The following is a 22,735-nucleotide window of genomic DNA, read 5'->3' as shown; positions in this document are numbered from 1 at the left end:
TTTCTCGCAATCCGAAGATCGACGAGGAATAAATTGGCATTTGACAAGTGCACGCTGTTGAGTTCTCAAGGAACGGACGCACCCACAGGAATCAGTCTTCCGACCTACCCGTGAGGCAGTTCACTACCTTCACCGGCCACTCAGCACTCGATTCCGCAGTGGGACCTCACGAAGAGATCAACCTCGGGAACCGGTCGAATGACCATAACCAAAACCCTACACCATTCGGTGGGGTTCTGGGTGGTTCACCGCGTGAGAGGGAGCGTGGCCTTCCGGCCTTTCCGCTCTCCCCTGTGGGGCGAACAAGTAATAAGCTACGCGGGAGCCGCCGACCCGTCGAATCCGGGCGCCTCCCGGGCGTGTCGGGGGCGTGGAACCGCGGAATCCTCCGGAAACGACGAAGGGCTCGAGCGACGGTGTCGTCGCCCGAGCCCTCCCGCGTCGCCGGTCAGGCGGCGAGGTGCACCGGCGCCACCGCGGACGCCGCCTCGGAGAAGCCGCCGTAGAACTCGATGCCCCCGAAGAACATCGCGCCGATCACGAGGGCGAAGACGAACAGGATCGAGAGGAACAGCACGGCGACGCCGGCGAGGGTGATGAGAAGCGGAAGTCGAGAGGCCATGACTCCATCTTGCCCTGCTCCCCCACCTCGCGCGGGGGATTGCGCCCGGAAACGACCGAAGGCCGGCACCTCCGAAGAGGTACCGGCCTTCGATACGGGACGGATCAGCGGCCGGAGAGCTTCTCGCGAAGCGCAGCCAGCGACTCGTCGTCGGCGAGGGTGCCCTGGGCGGGCGTCTCCGACGAGAACGATCCACCGAACGAACCGGCGTCCGTCGGGTTGGCGGCCTCGGCCTCGAGGGCCTTGGCGACGGCAGCCTTGTGGGCTTCCCAGCGACCCTGAGCAGCGGCGTACTCCTGCTCCCAGGCCTCGCGCTGAGTGTCGAAGCCCTCGAGCCACGCACCCGACTCGGGGTCGAAGCCCTCGGGGTACTTGTACTCGCCACGCTCGTCGTACTCGGTCGCCATGCCGTACAGGGCCGGGTCGAACTCGGTGCCGTTGGGGTCGACCGACTCGTTGGCCTGCTTGAGCGACAGCGAGATGCGGCGACGCTCGAGGTCGATGTCGATGATCTTGACGAAGACCTCTTCGCCGACCGACACGACCTGCTCGGCGAGCTCGACGTGCTTGCCCGACAGCTCGGAGATGTGCACGAGGCCCTCGATGCCGTCGGCCACGCGGACGAACGCACCGAAGGGAACGAGCTTGGTGACCTTGCCCGGCGCGATCTGACCGATCGCGTGGGTACGGGCGAACACCTGCCACGGGTCTTCCTGCGTCGCCTTGAGCGAGAGCGACACGCGCTCGCGATCGAGGTCGACCTCGAGGATCTCGACGGTGACCTCCTGGCCCACCTCGACGACCTCGGAGGCGTGCTCGATGTGCTTCCAGGAGAGCTCGGAGACGTGGACGAGACCGTCGACGCCACCCAGGTCGACGAACGCACCGAAGTTGACGATCGACGAGACCGTGCCCTTGCGGACCTGGCCCTTGTGGAGGTTGTTGAGGAACGTGGTGCGCGACTCGGACTGCGTCTGCTCGAGCAGGGCGCGGCGCGACAGCACGACGTTGTTGCGGTTCTTGTCGAGCTCGAGGATCTTGGCCTCGATCTCCTGGCCGAGGTACGGCGTGAGGTCGCGGACGCGGCGCAGCTCGATGAGCGACGCCGGGAGGAAGCCGCGGAGGCCGATGTCGACGATGAGACCACCCTTGACGACCTCGATCACGGAACCGGTGACAACACCGTCGTTCTCCTTGATCTTCTCGACGTCGCCCCACGCACGCTCGTACTGCGCGCGCTTCTTGGACAGGATGAGGCGGCCTTCCTTGTCCTCCTTCTGGAGAACGAGGGCCTCGACGTGGTCGCCGACGTTGACGACCTCGTTGGGGTCGACGTCGTGCTTGATCGAGAGCTCGCGGGAGGGGATGACACCCTCGGTCTTGTAGCCGACGTCGAGGAGGACCTCGTCGCGGTCGATCTTCACGACGGTGCCCTCGATGAGGTCTCCGTCGTTGAAGAACTTGAGCGTCTTCTCGACCGCGGCCAGGAAGTCTTCGGCCGAGCCGATGTCGTTGATCGCGACCTGCTTGGTAGCCGGGGCGGTCGTTGCGGTAGTCATGTAGTGGGTTGTCCTAGTTGGGTGTGGTGTCGGGCTCCGACTCCTGTGCCAGTGGTCCGGCGGACCATGGCCTTCGGGCATTCGGCCGCCCATGGGCGAACGAATACCGCGAGTCGAAGCGAAGCGGATTTGTTCGTGCGATGCCACGGGCTCACTCGGGAAACGAGCAGAGCCATACGTGTGACACCTCAGTTTAGCGCACCGACCGTCCGCCCCGCTCCGTGGGCCGGCGTGACCGGCTCTGCGAGTCGCCTGAGTCGGCGCACGCGGGGCGAACGGCATCCGGAGGCCAGGAAACGGCGTGATCGATTCGCCCCGGATCGGCACTTTTCTCGGGCCGATCGAGAGCGTTACGCCCAGGTGGCATCCAGACTGCCGTGCCAGGCTCCCGATTTCGTACCCGCCGTGCGCGGGCCGGACGGTGACACCCGCACCGTCCTCCCTCACGTGAAACCGGTTCTATGCGCTCTGATTCGACGCCCCTTACCAATCGTCGCGCCCGTCGCCTGGCCACCCGTCGCACCCGTCGTCGTCCTGTGACGGCCATGGGCGCCCTCGTGGTCGGAGTCGTCGCGGCAGCGGCCCTCACCGGCACCGTCCCGGCGGCGACGGCCTCCCCCGCCGACCTGTCGACCGCCACCTTCTCGCTCGCCTCGGCGACCACCCCCGTCGCCCTCGCGGCCTCCGCCGGACCCGAGATCTCCGAGGCGCGCGCGGCCACCGCCGCCGCCTCGACCTCTCTCGGCGCCGCCACGCAGGTGCAGGGCGACATCGCGGCATCCGGTCTCGACATCGGCCAGCCCGCCACCGTCGACACCACGGCCCTCGAGGCCGCGACCGACCGTCTCGAGAAGGCGTACGTGCTGCCCGAGACCTTCCTGCCCGCGCTCACCGAGAACGTCACCGCCGCCTCGGCGACGGTCGATCAGCGCGTGTCGGAGCTGCGCGGCGGCCTCGACGCCGCCGTCGCCAAGAAGGCCGAAGAGGAAGCCGCCGCCGAGAAGGCGCGCCAGGAGGCCGAAGCGGCCGCTGCCGCAGCCGCCGCGGAGAAGGCCGCCGCCGAGCAGCAGGCCGCCAAGAGCTCCAGCAGCTCCAACAGCGGAAGCAGCAGCAGCAACAAGAGCAGTGGGGGCGGCGGCACGTCGTCGGCTCCCCCGGCCTCGAGCGGCGGCGGATCGGGCGACAACAGCCCCGCCGGTGCCCAGGCGACCGCCCGCGGCATGCTCGCCGGGTGGGGATGGGGCGACGACCAGTTCAGCTGCCTCGTCTCGCTCTGGAACAAGGAGTCGGGCTGGAACTACAAGGCCTACAACGCCGGCAGCGGCGCCACGGGCATTCCGCAGGCCCTTCCCGGCAGCAAGATGGCGTCGGCCGGCGCCGACTGGCAGACCAACGCCGCCACGCAGATCGCCTGGGGCTTCGGCTACATCTCGGGCCGCTACGGCACCCCCTGCGCCGCGTGGGGCCACTCGCAGTCGGTCGGCTGGTACTGACCCGTCAGTCCCAGCGCATCACGGAGCGCGCCGCCTCGGAGAATCCTCCGGAGCGGCGCGCTTCGCTCATGAGGGCGAGGTGTTCGACTCCTGAGACCTCGCGGAGGGCTGCGGGACCGACCTGCGTCCGCCACAGCGCGGCGAAGCGCACGGCGTCGTCGCGTCGACGACCGATCTCGGCGGGGACGGCCACGAAGGTGCGGGCACGACCGCGCCCGGCCCGGCCCAGCACCGCGCGCACCAGGAACGGCCCTGCGCCGCGATCGATCTCGAGGACGAACCGCGGGGAGCGGATCGGCGCGGTGAGCTCCTCGAGCGCTGCGGCCAGCGTGCGCTGAGCCGGCACCGGCGCGCTCGGCACGCTCGTCCGGGCTCGCACGCGAGCGCCCTCGAGCGGCTCGGTCTCGACGATCGGGCGATCTGGCACCGGGGCGACCCGGCCGGCGGCGACGAGGGCGTCCCACACCACGCCCGCGATGCGGCGGAGCGTCTCGGGGGCGTCGTTCACCTGACGACGCGTGCGGACCCAGGCGCGGCCGAACGGGACGGCGGCGACAGCCCCGCACAGCGCGACGAGCGCGGCGACGGGCGAGCCCACCGGGTGCGGCAGGAGCACCGCCGCCCCCAGCCCCAGCACGACCAGCGCGACCGCGGCGCCCAGGCTCGACCCGAGCGCCCGCGCGGCGACGACCGAGGTCGAGAACGCCGGGGCCCCGCGCGGACGTTCGATGACGGATGCCGCTTCTTCGCGGTCGACGTAGGGCGTGCCGACGCGCCACTCGGCACGCGTCTGCGCCCGCGGCGGCACGGCGTCGAGACCGGAGAGGGGCGCGAGCGAAGCGCCGACGGTCTTCTCGCGCACCGCGTCGAGAGCCCCTCGGCGCTCCGCCCCCAGCGCCGCGCCGATTCCGCGGACCACCTCGGTGGGCCTGTCGACGTCGAGCCCCCAGAGGCGAGCGTGCTTGCGGGTCAGGCGAGCGGCATCCGGCTGCGCCTGCAACGACGACGAGGGAGGCAGCATCGCGGTGATCGTCCAGTTGTGCGCGACCTTCTCGGGCCACGCGGGGTCGAGGCGAAGGGTGCGCCCGCGCAGCTGCTGCGTCGCCGACGCCGTGGCCACCGCCGTCAGGTCGATCAGCGTGTTGACCGCGGGGCAGTCCCACCCCTCGCCGAAGAGGCCCCGCGTGCCGACGACGACATCAACGGCTCCCGAGGCGAGCAGTCGCGCCGCCGCGCGGACGATGCCCGCCCCTGCGATCCCCCGCACCTCGAGGGCGGCGGGGTCGTCGTCGCAGGGCGCTGTGGTCGCCTCGACCCCCAGTTCGGCGGAGAGGACCGGCAGGAGGACATCGGCGTCGACGGCCGCGATGCGCACCGTCGACGAGGTGACCAGCACGGCGCGCAGGCCCTGGGTCGCGGCATCCGTGATGACGACCGAGAACGTGCGCACGGCTCCCGCGCTGCCGAGCAGACCCCCGTGCGTGTTGCCGTGGGTGACGAAGTCGGTCACGACGAGGGCCCGCAGGCGGGTGCCCAGCTCGGCGCGCTCGCGGGCGAGCACGTCGCAGGCTCCGCGGTCCTTCGCGAGCGACGACGACAGCACCGTGTCGATCGCGTCGCGGGACCGGCGCACTCCCCGGTCGGTCAAGGCGTATCCGAAGTCGGCGAGCAGGCGCTTCAGCCGCTGCCAATCGGGTTCGCGCGAGGGGTCGGGCAGTACGTGTTCGAGGGCGTAGCGCCCGATCAGACGCACCGTCTCGTCGGTCGAGGGGGCGCGTCGCGCGACGGCGGGCATCCGCGCGACCACCGGATGGCCGGGCGCGGTGAGCGCGAGCATCGCGGCGGCGGCCTCGGCGCCCGCGAAATCGGCCGCGAACGCCAGGGCGAGGCGGCGGTCGATCGCGGCGGCTTCGGCATCGCTGTCGTCCGGGGCGGCTGCGGGCGGAGGCGCGAGCGGGCCGGAGGGCGTCTCCGCGGCGGTGTGCGCAGGCGTACCCGCCGACGGGGGATCGAGGGTCGCCGCGGGCGCCTCGGGGGGCTGCAGGGCGCGGAGCAGGAAGTCGCGGCCCTCGCCGACCGAGAAGGTCGTGTGCAGGGCCACCTGCAGCGCTTCGGCGTGGGCGCCGAGGAACGCCTGCTCCTCGGCGGTGGGGGCGACGACGTGCACGAGATCGCGGTACGGCGCGAGGCCGCCCTCGCGCACCACCGCCGGGACCGGGACCTCCAGGTCGACGTCTCCGAGCAGCGAGACGTAGTTGTCGTACTCGTCGGCGTCGTCGGGCGAGGGAAGCGTCGCGGTCAGACCGATGACGAGCGGCGCACGACCCGCCGCGCGGAGCCGCGCGAGCAGGGCGGCCACCACGAGCGCCCAGTGGTCGAGCAGGTGATGGCACTCGTCGAGGATCACCGTTTCGACCCCGACGTCGACGAGCCGGTCGATCAGCTCACGGGCGTGCGGGTGCAGCGACGCCATGAGCGCCTCGGCGTCGTGTCGCGCGAGCGAGCGCCGCAGGGCACGGGAGCGGGACCGGATGCCGCGGCGGTGCGCGGGCGGGTTGCTCGACGCGAGCGCGTCGAGCCAGCGCGCGGCCTCGCCGGGCGTGCGCGCGTCGGCCTCCAGCTCGTCGAGCCAGCGCCGCCGGGCGAGACCGGCGAACGGGTCGGCGGAGTCGACGACGCTGATCGCCTGGTAGGTCAGCGCGGTGAGGACGGCCGGGGTCTCGGGGTCGTCGGAGACGGCGGCGGAGTCGGGCGCGAGCCCCCGGGCGGCTGAAACCCACTGCGCGCGGATCGCCGTGGTCGGGGCGAACACCACCGCGCGTCCGCCCCGGCGCATCGCCAGTAGCAGACCGAGCAGGGTCTTACCCGCCCCGGGCGGGGCGACGAGGTGCAGAGGCTCGCCGGCATCGACATCGACGCGGTCGAGGGCATCGGCCTGGTACGCGCGGAGCGCGCCGTCGAACCGCCACGCCGACAGGGGACGCTGCGGATCGGTCGACACCGCGCCAGTCTAGGGAGGCGCTGCGCCGCGACACGGCGCAGGCCCGGAGAGGACGTGCACGTGGACCTGAGGTGGCTCGACGCCCCCGCCGACGAGGTGGCCGCCGCCCTGGCATCCGCCGCTCCCCGCCCCCGACCCGACTGGGTGCCCACGGGACGCCAGGTGCTGCTGCACGTGAACAACACCGTGCTGCTATGGGCGCTGTTCGTGGTCTTCTTCTCGATCGGGGTCGCGGTCGACGGTTACGGCGACGGGACTGTGGGCGCGGGCGAGGCCACCGCGTTCTGGTGGGCCGTCGGCGTCTTCGTCGTGTGGTTCAGCCTCACCGTCGCGCTCTGGCGCTGGTCTCTGCAGCCCCTCGCGACCCGCGCGCGGCTGCGGCAGGGGCGACGCGAGCTCACCGCGCTCGTCAACGGCTTCCGCCCCGAGGCGAGCGGACACGCGACCTTCGCCTCGCTGGTGACCGACCACAGCGTCGGTGTGCGGGAGTATCCGCGGTTCGTCGCGGCCGGCGCCGAGTTCGGGACCGTGCGGGCGCGGGCTCCGCGGGCGCGCCCGTGGCAGTACCTCCTCGTGCGGCTCGCCTCGCCGCTCCCCCACCTCGTGCTGGACTCCCGCCGCAACGACGGCTGGGGCGCGGGCCTTCCGGCCGCGGTCGCCCGTCATCAGCAACTCTCGCTCGAGGGCGACTTCGACCGGTCGTTCCGCACCTTCGCCCCCGACGGGTATGGCCCCGACGCGCTCTACGTGCTCACTCCCGACGTCATGGGCGCCCTCGTCGATCACGCGGCGGACTTCGACGTCGAGATGCGCGACGACACCGTTGTCTTCTTCCGGCAGCTCGACGCGGACTACACCCGCGCAGCCGACTGGGAGCGGGTGGATGCCGCGCTGACGCACGTCGTTCCGCGTCTCGCCGCGCTCTCGCGCCTCTACGTCGACGAGCGCGTGCCCGGGCAAGGTGCGGTGGAGATCTCCGCCGCCGCGCGCGAGGTCGCGACCTGGCGACCGCCGTCGCCGCTGATCGGCCGCAACGGCAGACGCCTCGACGCCCGAACGCCCCAGACGGGACGGCTCCCGGTCATCGCGAAGATCACGTGGATCGTCGTGCGCACGGGGCTCTACGTCGTGCCGGGGGTCTTCGCGTTCGCCGGCTTCATGTCGATCGTCGACGGGCGCTGAGCCCGGCGGCATCCGGAACCGTCTTCACCGCCGCCGGCGCTGCCCCGGGTCAGAGGCCGTTGCGGCGAGCGACCCACCCCGCGAGAAGCGCGTGCGAGAGCGGCGCGATCGACACGATCATGAGGATCGTGCCCAGCACCGCCTGCTCGGCCTGCAGCAGCACGCCGCCGATGAGCAGGCCCGTGAACAGCACCGACGAGACGACCCGGCGCACCATGCGCTCGAGATCGCGCATGCGGCGCTCGATGCGCGGCGTCTGCACCGAGACCGAGCCGTCTTCGAAGCGCGAGATGAGGTTGTCGGCGCGGCGCGGCAGGCGCGCGGTGACGGCTGCCACCGCTCCGACCTCGCGGACGAAGGCCTGCGCGGTGTTGCCGCTCTCTTCGCGGATGAGGCGCTGGGCGTAGGGCTCGACGGCGTCCCAGATGTTGAAGGCGGGGTCGAGCGCGCTGCACATGCCGCTGGTGAGCGACATCGCGCGCACGATCAGCAGGAAGTTCTCGGGCAGCTGGAACGGCAGCGATCGCACGACGTCGCCGAACTCGATCGCGAACGCGCGGAACTCGCGGGGATCGACCTCTTGCAGCTCGGCGAAGCCCATTCCGCCGAAGCGGGAGAACAGGCCCGTCATCGCGCGCTCCAGCTGCATGGTGTCGGCCGAGGGCAGCAGCACGCCGACATCGCGGATGCCGTCGACCAGGCCCTTTCCGTCGCGCGAGGCCGCGGCGATGAGCACGCGGCGCAGCCCCCGGCGCAGGCTCGGCGGGACCTCGCCCATCATGCCGAAGTCGATGAAAGTGAAGCGCCACGCCGGGGTTCCGGCGTCGGTCGTGCCGCCGAGCGGCGTGACGAAGACGTTTCCGGGGTGCGGGTCGGCGTGGAAGAAGCCGTCGTCGAACAGCTGGTCGAACATCACCCGCGCGAAGCGGGCGGCGACCTCGGAGGGGTCGATGCCGGCGGCGCGGAGGGCGTCGACGTCGTTGATCTTGATCGCGGTCACGTCTTGGAGGGTCAGCACACGACGGGTGGTGCGCTCCCACACGACCTCGGGCACGGCCACGCCGTCGGGTCCGCCGAAGTCGGCGGCGAAGCGCTCGGAGTTGGCCGCCTCGTGCAGATAGTCGATCTCTTCGAGGCTCGTGATCGCGAACTCCTCGACGAGCGAGGGCATGTCGACTCGGTCACGGACGAGGGCGACCTTGCTGAGCCACACCCCGACCTTGCGGAGGGCGCGAAGATCGACGTCGACGATCCGGTCGATGCCCGGCCGCTGGATCTTCAGCACGACAGCGCTCAGTCCGGTCTCGGCCGCCAGGTCGTCGGTCAGCACGGCGCGGTGCGCCTGGCCCAGCGACGCCGCCGCGAGGGGCCGCTCGTCGACGCTCGCGAACGCACGCTCCAGCGGCATCCCGAGCTCTGCTTCGGCACGGGCGCGCATCTGCACGAACGGAACCGCGGGTACCTCGTCTTGCAGGCCCTCGAGCTGTTTCGTGATCGAGGGCGGCAGCACGTCGAGGCGCGACGACATGAATTGCCCGACCTTGATCATGAGACCGCCGAGGTCGACCGCGAGCACGTGGAAGCGCTGCGCGATGCGCTCGAGACGCCGGGTGCGGCCCCGGGCGGAGATCCACCCGAGGCCGAACCGCGGCAGGAACAGCTCGTACCACCACGCCTGCACGAGGTAGCGTGCGGCAAAACGCGTGATGCGGCGGTAACGGGCCTTCATGAGGGCGTCGTCGGTCATCGAATCTCCTGGATGCCGACGTGCGCCCCGCACGCGTCGAACGCGGTGAACCTCACCCCTGGGCGAGGATGGAGTAGAGCTTACGGCGCGCCTCTTCGAGGATCTCGACCGCTTGCGCGATCTGCTCCTTGTCGCCCGTGCGGCCGACCTGCGCCGCCGCCTGAGCCAGCTCGATGCCGGCCTTGGGCAGCGCGGTCATGCGACCGCCGTCGCGGGATCCGGCCGACTCCCACGGCGCGGTGCGCTCGGTGGTCTCGTCGCCGGCCGCGGCGCGACCCTCGGCGGTGAGCGAGTAGGTCTTGCGACCGTTCGACTCCTCGGCCTGCACGAGACCCTCGTCGGTCAGCAGCTGCAGCGTGGGGTACACCGAGCCGGGGCTCGGCTTCCACGAGCCGCCGCTGCGGTCTTCGATCTCGCGGATGATCTGGTAGCCGTGCATCGGCTGCTCGAGCAGCAGCGAGAGCACGGCCGAACGCACGTCGCCCTTGTTCATGCGGGGCGTCGTCGAGGCCTTCTGCTCGAACTGCGTGCGCAGCTGTTCGAGACCCTCGAGGATGTTGGACATCGGCCAGCCGGGGGTGTTGTTGCCGCCGCGTCCGCCGAACGCGTCTCCCAGGAATGAACCACTCATGACGACCTCCTTCGCGCGGACCCGACCTGAGTCAGCGATACATAACGATATATCGCTGAACGCCCCTCGAGGCTGGGAATCGGCCCGCGATCGCTCGACGTCGAGGCACCGCCGAAACGAACGCTGCGCTCCCCCGACGACGGGGAAGCGCAGCGTTCGTGCAGAGAAAGAGACTCAGTACCAGTTCATCGCCTGCGAGTGGCTCCAGGCGCTGCAGGGAGCCCCGTAGGCGCGATCGATGTAGTCGAGACCCCACTGGATCTGCGTGGCGGCGTTGGTCTGCCAGTCGGCGCCGAAGGTCGCCATCTTGCTCCCGGGGAGCGACTGCGGGATGCCGGTGGCACCACCGTCATTGTTGTAGGCCTTGTAGTTCCAGCCCGACTCCTTGTTCCACAGCGACGACAGGCACGAGAACTGGTCGCTACCCCAGCCGTACTTCTGCGCCATGAACTGCTGGGCGTACGCCCGAGCACCGTCGGGGGTGTTGACGCGGGCGAGCGCGGCGGCGGCATCGGCCTTGGCCTGCGCTTCGGCGGCCGCGGCGGCCGCTGCCACGGCCTCCGCCTGACGCTGCGCCTCGGCCGCGGCATCCGCCGCCGCCTTCTCGGTCTTCGCCTGCTCGAGGCTGCCCTTGACCTCGGCGACACGGGCCGAGACGCGCTCGGCCTCGGTCTGCGCGTTCTGGCTGAGCGCGGGGACGAGCAGCACGGGCAGCATGCCGCGCGAGTCGAGGCGGGTGACCGCGTCTTGCAAGGCCGAGGTGTCGACCGTCGCGTCGCCGATCGAGAGCGGGAGGCCGGTCGCGGCGACGTCGGCCTGCACGGCCTCCGCATCCGACAACGTCGACTGCGCGTCGTCGAGAGCGGAGGTCGCGCCGGTCACGACGGCGTCGATCGTGGGGGCGTTCGCCACCGAGAGCGTCGCGGCCGGGGCGGGGAAGGTCGCGGCCGACGCGTCGGGCAACGACACCGGCGCGGCGAAGGCCAGACCCGTGGTGGCGACGAGGCCGAGGGCGAGACCCGCGCAGGTGGCGGCGGTGACGAGGGTGCGCCGGGCGCGGTTGACGTGAGTGATCTTGAGGTCGGAACGCAGCAAAAGTAATGGTCTTTCGTCGGGGGCACGCTCGTCGGGTTCGAGCGAGAGATGTGTCGTTCGGGTCGACACAAGTCCCCGAGTGTGGGGGCCGGTTCTGAGCGTTATCTCTTCGTTACCTGAAAGGCCCATGAAAGCGAGGCGCGTCGGGCGGGGTGCGCAGACACGCGGAAGACCGCGGAATCGGCATCCGTTCGCCCCCTGCGTTCACGGGCGAAGAAACAGCATCTGAGCTGGTCTTTCTCCGAGCCGACGACCCGCGCGGGGAACCTTCGGCCGACGCGGCACCCACGGGGCCGCGCGCCGCCGAAACGAAAGGGCCGATCCGGCGGAGAAAAATCCGCCGAATCGGCCCCGTGAGCCCCGGGGAGCCCCGATCTCTCAGCCGCGGTGGGCGCGGTAGTAGTCCAGCAGCGCGCGCGTCGAGACATCCTGAGACGCCAGGGCGTCGGCGTCGCCCTCGATCGCGGGCGCGATCTGCAGGGCGAGCTGCTTGCCCAGCTCGACGCCCCACTGGTCGAAGGAGTTGATGCCCCAGATCGTGCCCTGCGTGAACACGATGTGCTCGTACAGCGCGATGAGCTGCCCCAGCACCGACGGGGTCAGCGACGGCGCGAAGATCGACGTCGTCGGGCGGTTGCCCGGGAACGTGCGCGCGGCGACGAGGGCTCCGGTCGTGCCCTCGGCCTCGACCTCTTCGGCCGTCTTGCCGAACGCGAGGGCCTTGGTCTGCGCCAGGAAGTTGGCCAGGAACAGCCCGTGCACATCGCGCCCGTCGTCGGCCAGCGGGTACGCGGGGTTGACGAAGGCGATGAAGTCGGCCGGGATCAGGCGCGTGCCCTGGTGGATGAGCTGGTAGAACGCGTGCTGACCGTTGGTGCCGGGCTCCCCCCAGAAGACCTCTCCGGTGTCGGTGGTGACGGGCGAGCCGTCCCACCGCACGGACTTGCCGTTCGACTCCATCGTGAGCTGCTGCAGGTACGCGGCGAAGCGGTGCAGTTGCTGGGCGTAGGGCAGCACGGCGTGCGACTGCGCGCCGAGGAAGTTCGTGTACCAGACGTTGAGGAGTCCCATCAGGACCGGCACGTTCTGTTCGAGCGGGGTGGATGCCACGTGCTCGTCGACCGTGTGGAACCCGGCCAGCAGCTCGCGGAAGACGTCGGGCCCGAGGGCGATCGCCAGCGACAGGCCGATGGCGGAGTCGACGGAGTAGCGCCCGCCCACCCAGTCCCAGAAACCGAACGCGTTGGTCGGGTCGATGCCGAACGCCTCGACCTTGTCGAGAGCGGTCGACACGGCGACGAAGTGGTGGGCCACGGCGTCGGTGCGGGCCTCGTCGGAGTCGGCGATCGCGCCCTTCTCGGCGAGCTGCGCCCACAGCCAGTCGCGCGCGAGGCGGGCGTTGGTCAGCGTCTCGAGGGTGGTGAACGTCTTCGACGCGACGATGAACAGCGTCGTCTCGGGGTCGAGGTCGGCGGTCTTCTGCGCGATGTCGGTGGGATCGATGTTCGACACGAACCGCGCGTGGATGCCGGCGTCGGCGTACGGGAGCAGAGCCTCGTAGACCATGACGGGGCCGAGGTCGCTGCCGCCGATGCCGATGTTGACGACGTGCGTGACCTTCTTGCCGGTGACGCCGCGCCACTCGCCCGAGCGCACACGGTCGGCGAAGGCGCTCAGCCGGTCGAGCACCTCGTGCACGTCGTGGTCGATCTGCTGACCGTCGACGACGAGTGCGGGCTCGGCGCCGGCCGGGCGGCGGAGGGCGGTGTGCAGCACGGCCCGGTCTTCGCTGGTGTTGAGGTGCACGCCGCGGAGCATGTCGGCGAAGCGCTCGCGCACGCCCGTCTCGTCGGCGAGCGCGAGGAGGGCCTCGAGCACCTCGGGGGTGACGAGGTTCTTCGACAGGTCGACGTGCAGGTCGCCCATCGTGCGGGTGAGGGTCGCGGCACGGTCGGCGTCGGCGGCGAACCAGCCGCGCAGGTCGGGCTCGAACCCGTCGCGCAGAGCGGTGAGGCGGGACCAGGCGGAGGTGGAGGTGGGGTCGATAGGCGCAGTCACAGACCCCACGCTAGCGAGCATCGGGCCGGCGCGCGGGCCGGATGACGAACACCGCGCGACGCGCTAGGCGCGCGCGGCCGACGGGGGCACCGGAAGGGCGATCTCGCGCGCGTCGTCCCACGGTTCGGTCCACCCGAGCCGGTCGAACAGGCCGTCGAGGAGCATCGCGGTGAAGCCCCAGACGGTCTGGGGTCCGCGCGGCGTCTCGAGCGAGAACGCGGGGCCGCGCCACTCGCGGCCGTCGCGGCGGATGACGGTGACCCCGCGCTGGTCGGGGTCGAGCAGGTCGGCGACGGGGGCGCGGAACACCTCGGCCGATTCGGCGGCGTCGACCGCGCGCACGGGCGTCGGGCGGGTCCACCACCCCAGCACCGGGGTCACCTCGTGACGGGAGAACGCCAGTGGGACGTTCTCGAGCGTCCCCAGCACGTCGACGCCGCTCGGGTCGAGCCCCGTCTCTTCTCGCGCTTCGCGCAGCGCCGCCGCCACGGCATCCGCGTCTTCGGGATCGAGCCGGCCACCGGGGAACGCGACCTGCCCGGGGTGGGCGCGCAGGGTGCTCGCTCGCGCGAGCAGGAGGACGTCGAGATCGCTCGGGACGGTGCTCGACGCCCGGCGGCTGGGCACCCCGTCGAGCACGCCGAAGAGGATGAGCACCGCCGCCGCCCGCGCCTCGCCCTCGACCGGCAGCGCCTGCAACGCCGGGGAGACGTCGCCGAGGCCGCGCGCGAGCAGGGCTTCGAGCTGGGCGCGGGGCGAGGACATGCCTCGAGGCTATGCCGTGACGCCGACCCGCGCGGTCGCTTCCCCGTCCGTGGCGGCCGGTACATCGGAGGCGAGAGCGGCCGGCTCGGACGCGTCGGGCACCTCGATCCAGCGCGGGTGGGCGGAGCCTCCGACCCGCACGCGACGCATCGGGGCGCTCGGGGGCTCGGGCGTGACGGGACCGGCGGTGTCCGCGGCATCCGGAACCGACTGCTCGATCGGGACGGGGGCGGATGCCGTGTCGGCGGCGATCGCGATGGGCGGTGCCGCGAGGGCCTCGGCGATGATGCGACGCGGGTCGTACCGCCGGGGGTCGAGGGCGCGCCATTCGGTCACGTCGGCGGGGACGCCGAGCTCGGTCGCGGCGCGGTGCCGCGCGGCATCCACCGTTGCGCGAAGCCCTCGAAGGAGGGACGCGACGCGCGCGACCACCGCGGGCAGGCGCTGCGGGCCGATGACCACCGCGGCGATGAGCCCCACGAGCAGGAGCTTCTCGAGAGTCAGGCCGAACATGAGGTCTCCTCCGATGCCGACGCCCGGGCGAGGGCGCGGTCGTGCAGGGCGGCGATCGCGAGCGCCGCGGCGTACAGGGCGGTCATCGGAACGGCGACGACGAACATCGACATCACATCGGCCGACGGCGTCGCGAGCGCGCTGAAGAGCACGATCGCCACGACCGCGTACCGCCAGCTGCGCGCGAGAGCGCGGGCCGAGACGATGCCCGCGAGATTCAGCACCACCAGCACGACCGGCAGGACGAAGGCGAGGCCCGTCGCGATGACGATCTTCAGGGCGAAGTCGATGTAGGCGCCCGCGTCGAGGATCGTGGAGTCGTCGCTCGAGGCGAAGCCCGCCAGCACCGAGACCATGTGCGGGAACAGCAGCAGTCCCGTCGCGCACCCGGCGGCGAACAGCGGAACCGCGGCCCCGACCGAGCCGAGGACGTACCGCCGCTCGCGCCGCGTGAGCCCCGGGAGCACGAACGCGAAGAGCTCGTACAGCCAGACCGGACTCGACAGGACGAATCCGGCGATCAGGGCCACGCGAAGGCGCAGGTCGAAGGCCCCGGTGACGCTGTCGAAGTTCAGGCTCGCGTTGCGCTCGGCCGCGATCTGCGCGATCGGGGCGCGGACCAGGTCCATCACCGGTTCGTACAGGAACCAGCCGGCGAGGGCGCAGACCGCGAGGGCGACCGCCGCCCGCACCGCCCGTCGCGTCGCCTCGTCGAGGTGCGCCGCGACGGGCATGGCGGCCGACCGGGGAGCCTCGGCTCGAGGAGACGCGACGGTGGGAGCGGCGGCGGAGGTCACGGCGTGCTCGGGGGTGCGAGGACGGGTGCGGCGGACTCGGCCCGCGCCGGGGCCGGGGCCTGCGGGTCGGCGCCCGTCGCCTCGGCGCGGGAGTCACTCACCTCGGTCTTGAGGATGCGCACCGACTGACCGAGGCTGCGGGCGAGGGCGGGGAGCTTGGCGGCTCCGAAGATGAGGACGATGACCGCCAGCGCGATCAGCGCGTGCCAGCCGGTGAGGTTCTGCAGCATGAGAGGGGTTCCTTTCGAGGGAGGGGTCAGCGCCCGCCGGGCGCACCGCCGGGCATCGCGCCCGCGGTCGGGGTGGTGGTGGTGTCGACGCGGACGCCGAGGGCGACCGTCCACCCGGTGGTGTTGTCGCCGGTGGCGGTGGCGAGCTCGAGGGCTCCCCCGTCGTCGCCGAAGACGTTGTCGCTCTCCAGCGACACCCGGGTGAGGTTGGATGCCGAGGACGGGTAGGCCGCGTCGGCGTAGACCACGTCGCAGGCGGCCTGCGGCAGGGCGACCTGCGAGGTGGCGATCGCGTTCGCGGCGTCGGTGATGGCGTCCACATTCGGGTACACCTCGAAGTGGATGTGCGGCCACCGGCCGTCGTAGCAGCCGGGGAAGATCGAGGTGAACGACACGACGCCGTCGCTGCCGACCACCTGGACGCCGCGGAGGTAGCTCTCGTTCTCGATGCCCGAGGAGTACATCGAGTAGCGTCCCTGGTCGTCGCAGTGCCAGACGTAGACGGCGGCACCCGCGAAGGGCACGTCGCCGTTCGCGGAGTCGAAGATCGTGAGGTTCAGGGTCATCGGCACGCCCGTGGCCGTGGCTCCGCCGTCGAGGCTCGATCGGAGGTCGCTGCGGACGATGCCGGACTGCTCGAGGATGTCGGGGCCGTTCGAGCCGTCGCCCGGGTAGGGGCCGGCGGTCTCGTCGGGGATCTCGCCCGAGGGGAGGGCGGCGGCCGCGCTCGTCGCGATGGCGCTCGGGGTCGCGCTCGCCGTGGGCGTCGCGGTCGGGGTCGCCGTCGCGGCGGTCGTCGCGGCGCCGGAGGCGGACGGAGCGCACGCGGCCAGAGTGGCGGTGCCGGCGCCCAGCACGACGAGGCCCAGGATGCCGCGCCGCGAGACCAGCGTGCGGATGTCGAAGGGCGCGCCCTGGTCGACGACGGGTTCGTCGGCGCGGTCGAGCAGACGGCCTTCGTAGGCGGGGCCGTCGGGGGTCATCTGGGTGTCGGGGATTCTGCTCACGGTGTGCTCCATCGGTCGAGGCGGGTGTCGATGAAGCGACGATGACGCAGGGACCCTGCCCCCTCCCTCACCGAATCTATGGACCGGCTATGCGCGGCGGATCCGCCCGGGATCCACCGTCCCCGCCCCCGATGCACGTGTCAGGATGAACGAGGGAGGTACGCGATGACCGGAACACTGCACGCCGTGACCCTCGTCGTGAACATGCCGATCACCAAGATCGACGCCCTCGACGCGATCGCCTTCGCCGCCGACGGGGGTGTCGACGGTGCGGGCACGATGAGCCCGCGCGTCTGGCTCGCCCCGCACGCGTGGGCCGAGGTCGAGATCCCCAAGTTCGCTGATCCCCCGCCGTTCGCGATCGACGTGTACTCCGACGTGTCGGGCGCGGTGGCGTGGGCGCAGGCCCGGCGCCTGTTCGACGCCCTCGAGCGCTTCGGCTGGAACGTGAGCCCGCCGCGCGCGGGCGTGCAGTGAGCGAGACCGCCGCGCCGCGGCCGCGTCTGCTCTACGTCGAGGACGACGCCGAGATCGCCGCGATGATGCTCGAGGTGCTCCGCGAGACCTACGACGTCGTGCACGAGGCCGACGGGCTGGCGGGTCGCGATCGGGCGCTGCGCGACAGCTTCGAGGTCATCCTGCTCGACCGCCGTCTTCCCGGCCGCGACGGCGCCGAGATCGTGCGCGACCTGCGCACCGCCCACATCACGACCCCCGTGCTGCTGCTCACGGCGCTGGGTGCCGTCGCCGACCGCGTCGAGGGACTGGATGCCGGCGCGAACGACTACCTGCTCAAGCCCTTCGACTTCGACGAGCTGCTCGCGCGGCTGCGGGCGCTGCGGCGGGGGTTCCGTGCCGAGGGGCGTCGACGCGCGGTCGCCGACTGGACCTACCTCCCCGACACGGCCGTCGTCTATGGCCCCTCCGGCGAGCGCATCGCCCTCACCTCGACCGAGAACGCCGTGCTCGAACTGCTCACCCGCAGCCCCGACCACGTCTTCTCGCGCGAGGAGATCGCCCGCGGGGTGTTCTCGTCTCCGGATGCCGTGACCACCGTCGACACGTACGTGCACTACCTGCGCCGCAAGACGGCGACCGATCTGGTCGAGACCGTGCGCGGGGGCGGGGGTCGGCGCGGCCCGGGCGGCGCCCCCGTGGGCGATCGGTTCGTCGTCGACCTCGACGACGTGCTGCCCTGGATCCTCGGCCTGGGTCTGGTCGGGGTCGTGGTGCTCGGGCTGGTCGGCTGGGCCGCGGCCCGCTGGTCGGTGCGCCCGTTGGACGAGGCCCTGCGCCGCCAGCGCGCGTTCGTCTCGGATGCGAGCCATGAGCTGCGCACGCCCCTGACCGCCCTGACCAGTCGCATTCAGATCGTGCAGCGACGCCTGCACCGCGGCGAACCGGCCGACGACCCCCTCGATCAGTTGCGGCGCGATGCGCAGATCATGGACGACGTGCTGGCCGACATGCTGCTGACCGCCGAGGGCGAGGTACACACGGGAACCGCGCGGGTCGACGACAGCGTGCGGGCGGCGACGGCGGCGCTGGGGTCGCTCGCCGACGACGCGGGGGTGCACCTGCGCCCGGCCCGGCTGACGACCGCGACCGTCGCGGTGCCCGCGGTCACCGTCGTACGCATGTGCACCGCCCTGCTCGACAATGCCATCGGGCACACGCCCGCGGGCTCCACAGTCACGGTCACCGCCGACGCCGACGAGCGCGACGTCGTCATCCGCGTGGAGGACGGGGGAAGCGGCATCCGCGACGACGATCTGCCCCGCATCTTCGAACGCTTCGCACGCGGGGCGGAGTCGGGTCGGCGCCGGGGGTTCGGTCTCGGGCTGGCGCTCGTCCGCGAGGCGGCGACCCGCTACGGCGGCAGCATCGAGGTCGAGCGCACCTCTCCCACGGGCACGGTGTTCGCCCTGCGCCTCCCCCGCGCCCGCTGACCGCTCGGGCTCAGCCGACGAGCGCGTCGTGGAACGCCGACACCTCGACCCGGCCGGCGAAGCGGCGCGTGCGTCCGTGTTCCCAGACGATCCCGGATGCCAGGGGGGCCACCGGCATCCAGTCGAGGTCGTCGATCCCGGCGATGGCCGCCACCGTGGCCCAGGCGTCGGCGGTGGTGAGGTCGTCGGCGATGACCGTCGCGCTCACGGGACCCGCGAGGTGCACGCCCGTGCGCGGATCGACGAGGTGCGCGCCGCGCTCGGACGTGCCCGAGGTGGCCACGGCCCCGTCGACGACCTCGACCGTGGCCAGCAGCTCGCCCTCGTGGGTCGGGTGCGCGATGCCGATGCGCCACACGTGGTCGCTCGTCGCTGCCGTGCGCAAGCGCATGTCTCCCCCCACGTTGACGCCGACCGCCTCGATCTCGCCGTCGGCGAGCAGCTCGTCGAAAGCCCGGGTCGCGGCATCCGTCGACCATCCCTTCACGTACCCGGTCGGGTCGAACCAACCCCGCCAGTGCGCGTCGAAGCGGCCGCCGCTGCGCTCGCGCAGATCGCGGCACTGCGTGGCGACCTCGGCCACCCGCGGGTCGACGTCGCCGAGTTCGAGCCCCTCGTCGCGCAGCCGCGAGATGTCGGAGTCGTCGCGGTACGTCGAGAACACGCGCTCGTCATCGCGCAGGCGCGCCACGCACGCGGCGATCGCCCGCTCCACCCGGTCGGTGCGCTCGCCGATGACGGTGATCGAGGCGACCGTTCCCATCACGGGCTCGACGACCGTGAACGCCCCGGTCATGCGCGGGCCTGATCGAGGGCGGACTGCAGAGAGGTGCGGTACCCGGTGCTGGTGTAGGTGGCACCAGAGACCATGTCGACCTGGGCGCTCTGCGCCTGCACGGTCTCTTTCACCAGCACGGGCAGCGCGCGCGAGTTGATCTGCTGGTCGCGTCCGCTCTCGGAGGGGTACTGCGGCACCTGCACGTCGGCGATCGCGCCGCCCGACACGGTGATCTGCACCTGCACGGGACCGAAGCGGGTGTTCGCCGCCTGCCCGGTGTAGGTGCCGTCGGTGAGGCCGCTCGACGAGGTCTGCGCGCCCGAGGTCGAGCCGCTCGAGGTCGAACCGGAGGAGGCGGATGCCGAGGGGCTCGGCGTGGTCTTCGGAGCCGTGGCGACCCCCGACGAGGGGGCGTCGGCGAGCGCGCTCGTCGACTCGGGGACCGTCGAGGTGCGGTAGCTGAACAGCAGCACGAGGCCGGTGACGGTCGCCATGAGGGCGTAGACGATCTTCTTCATCGGAATCTCCTCAGACGGTGAAGGCTTCGAGGTGGACGCGCTCCGCGGGAACGCCGGCGCGGCGGAGGTCGGCGCGCACGGCATCCATCCACGGCTGGGGACCGCAGAGGAACACGTCGGTGTCGGCGGGTCGTGGCGAGACGTAGCGGATGAGGTCGGCCCCCGCCCACTGCGCGTGAGAGGTCGGCAGCCACGACGAGGTGGTCAGGGCTCGACGGCCGGGCAGCGGCGCGTGACGCAGGCCGCGCTCCCGCACGAGGCGGTCGATCGCGTCGGCGCGCAGGGCGTCGGCGGCGGTGTGGTCGCGCACGATGAGCGTCGCCTCGCCCGGAGCCCACTCGGCCTCTTCGAGCATCGCGACCAGGGGCGCGACTCCCGCACCCGCGCCGATCATGAGCAGGTGTCCGCCGCGGCGCTCGTCGGCGGTCATCGTCCCGTACGGGCCCTCGATGAGCACGCGCGTACCGGGTCGGAGCGCGGCGAGACGCTGCGTGCCGTCGCCGACGAAACGGGCCGAGATGACGAGCTCGCCGTCGGCCGGATCGGTGGCGAGTGAGAAGGGGTGCCCGCGCGTCCAACCCGCGCCATCGAGGAAGCGCCAGATGAAGAACTGTCCGCCGCGGGCCTTCAGCGCGTCGATCCGGCGCCCGGTCATGCGCACCGAGACGCCGCTCTGCCCGTCGCGTTCGACGGCGCTGACCCGGATGCCGTGGCGCAGTGACCTCACGAGCGGAAGCCCGAGGCGGAAGACGACGACCGTCGCCACGGTCACACCCCACATCGCCCACCAGTACACGGTGGCGGCGGGAGAGACGGTCAAGTCGGCGCCCGTCCACAGCATGTGCGGAATGGCGAGACCGACGCCGAGGTAGGCGTACAGGTGCAGCAGGTGCCACGACTCGTACCGCAGGCGCTTGCGGGCCTTGCGCACCGAGGTGACCACGACCAGCAGCAACAGGGCGGTGCCCGCGGTCGCCAACAGCATGCCCGGGTAGTCCCACACGAACTGCCACGCCTGCACCACGGGGTTGATGCCCGCCTGCACCGCGTAGCCGAGGATCTGCAGCCCGATGTGCGCCGCGAACAGCGCGAACGACCAGAATCCGACGATGCGGTGCATGCGGGTGATGCCGTCGCGGCCGAACCCCCGCTCGAACAGCGGCACGCGCGCCATCAGCAGCACCTGGTAGAAGAGCAGGTTCGCGGATGCCAGGCCCGCGGCGCGACCGAGGGAGTTCAGCGAGTCGGCTCCCCCGGCCAGCAGCGACTGCACTTCGCCGCCCGCGACCCACACGGCCACGACGACGAGGCTCGTCGCCCAGATGACGACGATCGCGGCGAGGTTCCACAGCGGACGGGTGTTCGGCCTTCTCCGCGAGACCTGGCGAGCGCGGCGCACGGCGGCGGCGGGCGGGGCGGCGAGGGCGGGTGCTGCGGTCATGCGCTCAGCGTGCCCGCGCGCTCCCCAGACGGCTCCAAGAATGGGGCGCCCGGGGGTGATGCATAGGGAACACGTAGATTGCGGCTTCGCTCGTTCAAAGAGCGGGCGCCGAGGCGTTACCTCGCGGCGGGCGGGCTGAACAGGTTGACGACGTTGCCGTCGGGGTCGCGGACCAGTGCGGATCGATTGCCCCACGGCATCGTGGTCGGTTCGAGGACGACGTCCTGTCGGGGCGTCTGGAGCACGGCGAACGCGGCGTCGACATCGTCGACCTCGAACTCGATGAACACCGATCGGTTGGCCGCGGGAACGAGAGCCCCGTTCAGCATCGCGACGGTGTCCGTGCTCGCGATCGCGAGGGTCGCGCCGGGACCGCGGAACTGGGCGAAGACGGGGGCGGGCCGTTCGGCCTGCTGGCCGGTGACGCGCTCGTAGAAGGCGACGAGGGCGTCGAGGTCAGCGGTCACGATGCGGATGGAGGCGAACGGCATGGGTTTCCTTCGGTGATGTCGACGGGATGAGAACCCCAGCCTCCCCCGGCATCGCGACACCGTCCTGTCGGTGTTTCGCGAAGTCCCGTGAGATCAGTCCTCGACGACCGACCGCAACCGTCCGTACGGGATCGCGAGGTCGGCGGCACGCAGGGCGCGCTGCGGCGGTCGCTCCTCGGTCACCTCGATCGACAGCATCCGGTCTCCCCGGAACGCCCGCACCCCGTCGCGCAGTCGGCACCATGCGAGGAGGTACCACTGCCCGTCTTTGCCGATCGACCCCAGTGGTTCGACGTCGCGGCTCGACTCGGCACCCTCGGCGTCTCGATAGCGGATGCGCACGACGCGATCCGCGCGCAGGGCTGCGGCGAACTCGGCAGGCACGACGGCCTCGTCCTCGCTCTCGAGGACGTGCACGCGGGAGGCGAGCGCCCGGGCACGCGCGGCTTCCCCCTCCGGCATGACCGCCAGCATCTTGCGGGCCGCCGTGCGTGCGGACTGCCGGAACGGGCTGCGCCCGAGGGTTCCGAGCCCGATCAGCACCGCGAGCGCCTCGTCGAGGGTGAACCCCGCCGGCCCCAGCGTCGCGGACGCATCGATGACGTATCCGCCGGTCCGGCCGGGCTCCGCCCAGATCGGCACGCCCGCCTCCTGCAACGCCGACAGGTCCCTCTCGATGGTGCGCACCGACACCTCGAACCGCTCCGCCAGACGACGAGCACTGCGTGGCCGCGGCGAGACGGCCCGCAATTCCTCCACCAGTCCGTAGAGACGATCGGTGCGATTCACGTTCCCCATCATCCGGCACGTCTTCACGCGGATCCCTCCGGGCACGTCTCCTGGGTCCTCTCGCCGCGG

Annotated in this window: 21 protein-coding genes; 4 read left to right on the top strand and 17 right to left on the bottom strand. The window is 71.7% G+C overall.

What is annotated here, in order from left to right:
- Positions 1 to 448: 448 nt before the first annotated feature.
- Positions 449 to 622, bottom strand: coding sequence for a hypothetical protein (locus LPW41_RS07970; protein ID WP_186325360.1), 174 nt, complete (start codon positions 620 to 622; stop codon positions 449 to 451).
- Positions 623 to 726: 104 nt separating this feature from the next.
- Positions 727 to 2,181, bottom strand: a complete 1,455-nt coding sequence (gene rpsA, locus LPW41_RS07965) for a 30S ribosomal protein S1 (RefSeq protein WP_056227982.1) — start codon at positions 2,179 to 2,181, stop codon at positions 727 to 729.
- 545 nt (positions 2,182 to 2,726) lie between these two features.
- On the opposite strand from rpsA, the gene LPW41_RS07960 reads away from it, so the two are divergent.
- Complete coding sequence (locus LPW41_RS07960) at positions 2,727 to 3,674, top strand: lytic transglycosylase domain-containing protein (RefSeq protein ID WP_308071708.1); 948 nt, start codon at positions 2,727 to 2,729, stop codon at positions 3,672 to 3,674.
- 4 nt (positions 3,675 to 3,678) lie between these two features.
- Here LPW41_RS07960 and LPW41_RS07955 read toward each other — a convergent pair whose 3' ends face one another.
- On the bottom strand, positions 3,679 to 6,675 hold the full coding sequence (locus tag LPW41_RS07955) for a DEAD/DEAH box helicase family protein (RefSeq protein WP_230704500.1): 2,997 nt from the start codon (positions 6,673 to 6,675) through the stop codon (positions 3,679 to 3,681).
- 60 nt (positions 6,676 to 6,735) lie between these two features.
- On the opposite strand from LPW41_RS07955, the gene LPW41_RS07950 reads away from it, so the two are divergent.
- A complete protein-coding gene (locus tag LPW41_RS07950; protein WP_230704499.1) occupies positions 6,736 to 7,857 on the top strand; it encodes a hypothetical protein in 1,122 nt (373 codons plus the stop codon).
- Between the two features lie 49 nt (positions 7,858 to 7,906).
- On the opposite strand, the gene LPW41_RS07945 is transcribed toward LPW41_RS07950, so the two are convergent.
- The 9 genes from LPW41_RS07945 to LPW41_RS07905 form a co-directional block, all read right to left on the bottom strand.
- Positions 7,907 to 9,604 carry an AarF/ABC1/UbiB kinase family protein gene (locus LPW41_RS07945; protein ID WP_230704498.1) on the bottom strand — a complete coding sequence of 566 codons (1,698 nt, stop codon included), beginning with the start codon at positions 9,602 to 9,604 and terminating at the stop codon, positions 7,907 to 7,909.
- A 52-nt stretch (positions 9,605 to 9,656) separates the two neighbouring features.
- On the bottom strand, positions 9,657 to 10,235 hold the full coding sequence (locus LPW41_RS07940) for a PadR family transcriptional regulator (protein WP_144827737.1): 579 nt from the start codon (positions 10,233 to 10,235) through the stop codon (positions 9,657 to 9,659).
- A 174-nt stretch (positions 10,236 to 10,409) separates the two neighbouring features.
- Entirely contained in the window at positions 10,410 to 11,399 is a 990-nt protein-coding gene (locus tag LPW41_RS07935; RefSeq protein WP_230704497.1) for a phospholipase, read from the bottom strand.
- Between the two features lie 309 nt (positions 11,400 to 11,708).
- On the bottom strand, positions 11,709 to 13,409 hold the full coding sequence (gene pgi, locus LPW41_RS07930) for a glucose-6-phosphate isomerase (RefSeq protein WP_230704496.1): 1,701 nt from the start codon (positions 13,407 to 13,409) through the stop codon (positions 11,709 to 11,711).
- A 42-nt stretch (positions 13,410 to 13,451) separates the two neighbouring features.
- Complete coding sequence (locus tag LPW41_RS07925) at positions 13,452 to 14,153, bottom strand: CoA pyrophosphatase (protein ID WP_154095794.1); 702 nt, start codon at positions 14,151 to 14,153, stop codon at positions 13,452 to 13,454.
- Between the two features lie 9 nt (positions 14,154 to 14,162).
- A complete protein-coding gene (locus tag LPW41_RS07920) occupies positions 14,163 to 14,666 on the bottom strand; it encodes a Sec-independent protein translocase TatB (RefSeq protein WP_230704495.1) in 504 nt (167 codons plus the stop codon).
- On the bottom strand, positions 14,654 to 15,463 hold the full coding sequence (tatC, locus tag LPW41_RS07915) for a twin-arginine translocase subunit TatC (RefSeq protein WP_230704494.1): 810 nt from the start codon (positions 15,461 to 15,463) through the stop codon (positions 14,654 to 14,656). The genes LPW41_RS07920 and tatC overlap by 13 nt, the downstream gene beginning before the upstream one ends.
- Positions 15,460 to 15,693 (bottom strand): twin-arginine translocase TatA/TatE family subunit, encoded by a 234-nt coding sequence (locus tag LPW41_RS07910; RefSeq protein ID WP_230704493.1) that lies wholly within the window; start codon positions 15,691 to 15,693, stop codon positions 15,460 to 15,462. The genes tatC and LPW41_RS07910 overlap by 4 nt, the downstream gene beginning before the upstream one ends.
- A 26-nt stretch (positions 15,694 to 15,719) precedes the next feature.
- Positions 15,720 to 16,700, bottom strand: a complete 981-nt coding sequence (locus tag LPW41_RS07905; RefSeq protein WP_154095795.1) for a 3,4-dioxygenase subunit beta — start codon at positions 16,698 to 16,700, stop codon at positions 15,720 to 15,722.
- Between the two features lie 165 nt (positions 16,701 to 16,865).
- Between LPW41_RS07905 and LPW41_RS07900 the strand changes: the two genes are divergently transcribed.
- Together LPW41_RS07900 and LPW41_RS07895 are read left to right on the top strand one after the other, a co-directional pair.
- Complete coding sequence (locus tag LPW41_RS07900) at positions 16,866 to 17,177, top strand: hypothetical protein (RefSeq protein WP_056227956.1); 312 nt, start codon at positions 16,866 to 16,868, stop codon at positions 17,175 to 17,177.
- A complete protein-coding gene (locus tag LPW41_RS07895) occupies positions 17,174 to 18,649 on the top strand; it encodes an ATP-binding protein (RefSeq protein ID WP_230704492.1) in 1,476 nt (491 codons plus the stop codon). Before LPW41_RS07900 ends, LPW41_RS07895 begins: the two co-directional genes overlap by 4 nt.
- A gap of 10 nt (positions 18,650 to 18,659) precedes the next feature.
- Here LPW41_RS07895 and LPW41_RS07890 read toward each other — a convergent pair whose 3' ends face one another.
- From LPW41_RS07890 to LPW41_RS07870, 5 genes are all read right to left on the bottom strand, one after another.
- Entirely contained in the window at positions 18,660 to 19,445 is a 786-nt protein-coding gene (locus LPW41_RS07890) for an FAD:protein FMN transferase (RefSeq protein ID WP_144827761.1), read from the bottom strand.
- Complete coding sequence (locus LPW41_RS07885; RefSeq protein ID WP_230704491.1) at positions 19,442 to 19,945, bottom strand: FMN-binding protein; 504 nt, start codon at positions 19,943 to 19,945, stop codon at positions 19,442 to 19,444. The genes LPW41_RS07890 and LPW41_RS07885 overlap by 4 nt, the downstream gene beginning before the upstream one ends.
- Before the next feature lie 10 nt (positions 19,946 to 19,955).
- Positions 19,956 to 21,386, bottom strand: coding sequence for a ferric reductase-like transmembrane domain-containing protein (locus LPW41_RS07880; protein WP_230704490.1), 1,431 nt, complete (start codon positions 21,384 to 21,386; stop codon positions 19,956 to 19,958).
- Positions 21,387 to 21,502: 116 nt separating this feature from the next.
- Positions 21,503 to 21,877, bottom strand: coding sequence for a VOC family protein (locus tag LPW41_RS07875; protein WP_144827770.1), 375 nt, complete (start codon positions 21,875 to 21,877; stop codon positions 21,503 to 21,505).
- A gap of 93 nt (positions 21,878 to 21,970) precedes the next feature.
- A complete protein-coding gene (locus tag LPW41_RS07870; protein ID WP_230704489.1) occupies positions 21,971 to 22,666 on the bottom strand; it encodes a YafY family protein in 696 nt (231 codons plus the stop codon).
- Positions 22,667 to 22,735 lie beyond the last annotated feature (69 nt).

The sequence above is a fragment of the Microbacterium sp. JC 701 genome (assembly GCF_021026215.1).
GTDB classification, from domain to species: Bacteria; Actinomycetota; Actinomycetes; order Actinomycetales; family Microbacteriaceae; genus Microbacterium; species Microbacterium algihabitans.
Note: the sequence above shows the minus strand (reverse complement) of the source record. Positions and strands in the feature narration are given on the sequence as shown.

Excerpts from the sequence above, each read along its gene's own strand:
- LPW41_RS07970 (WP_186325360.1), bottom strand. The coding sequence starts at position 622 with ATGGCCTCTCGACTTCCGCTTCTCATCACCCTCGCCGGCGTCGCCGTG.
- rpsA (WP_056227982.1), bottom strand. The coding sequence starts at position 2,181 with ATGACTACCGCAACGACCGCCCCGGCTACCAAGCAGGTCGCGATCAAC.
- LPW41_RS07960 (WP_308071708.1), top strand. The coding sequence starts at position 2,727 with ATGGGCGCCCTCGTGGTCGGAGTCGTCGCGGCAGCGGCCCTCACCGGC.
- LPW41_RS07945 (WP_230704498.1), bottom strand. The coding sequence starts at position 9,604 with ATGACCGACGACGCCCTCATGAAGGCCCGTTACCGCCGCATCACGCGT.
- LPW41_RS07940 (WP_144827737.1), bottom strand. The coding sequence starts at position 10,235 with ATGAGTGGTTCATTCCTGGGAGACGCGTTCGGCGGACGCGGCGGCAAC.
- pgi (WP_230704496.1), bottom strand. The coding sequence starts at position 13,409 with ATGCTCGCTAGCGTGGGGTCTGTGACTGCGCCTATCGACCCCACCTCC.
- LPW41_RS07925 (WP_154095794.1), bottom strand. The coding sequence starts at position 14,153 with ATGTCCTCGCCCCGCGCCCAGCTCGAAGCCCTGCTCGCGCGCGGCCTC.
- LPW41_RS07920 (WP_230704495.1), bottom strand. The coding sequence starts at position 14,666 with ATGTTCGGCCTGACTCTCGAGAAGCTCCTGCTCGTGGGGCTCATCGCC.
- LPW41_RS07910 (WP_230704493.1), bottom strand. The coding sequence starts at position 15,693 with ATGCTGCAGAACCTCACCGGCTGGCACGCGCTGATCGCGCTGGCGGTC.
- LPW41_RS07900 (WP_056227956.1), top strand. The coding sequence starts at position 16,866 with ATGACCGGAACACTGCACGCCGTGACCCTCGTCGTGAACATGCCGATC.
- LPW41_RS07890 (WP_144827761.1), bottom strand. The coding sequence starts at position 19,445 with ATGACCGGGGCGTTCACGGTCGTCGAGCCCGTGATGGGAACGGTCGCC.
- LPW41_RS07885 (WP_230704491.1), bottom strand. The coding sequence starts at position 19,945 with ATGAAGAAGATCGTCTACGCCCTCATGGCGACCGTCACCGGCCTCGTG.
- LPW41_RS07880 (WP_230704490.1), bottom strand. The coding sequence starts at position 21,386 with ATGACCGCAGCACCCGCCCTCGCCGCCCCGCCCGCCGCCGCCGTGCGC.
- LPW41_RS07875 (WP_144827770.1), bottom strand. The coding sequence starts at position 21,877 with ATGCCGTTCGCCTCCATCCGCATCGTGACCGCTGACCTCGACGCCCTC.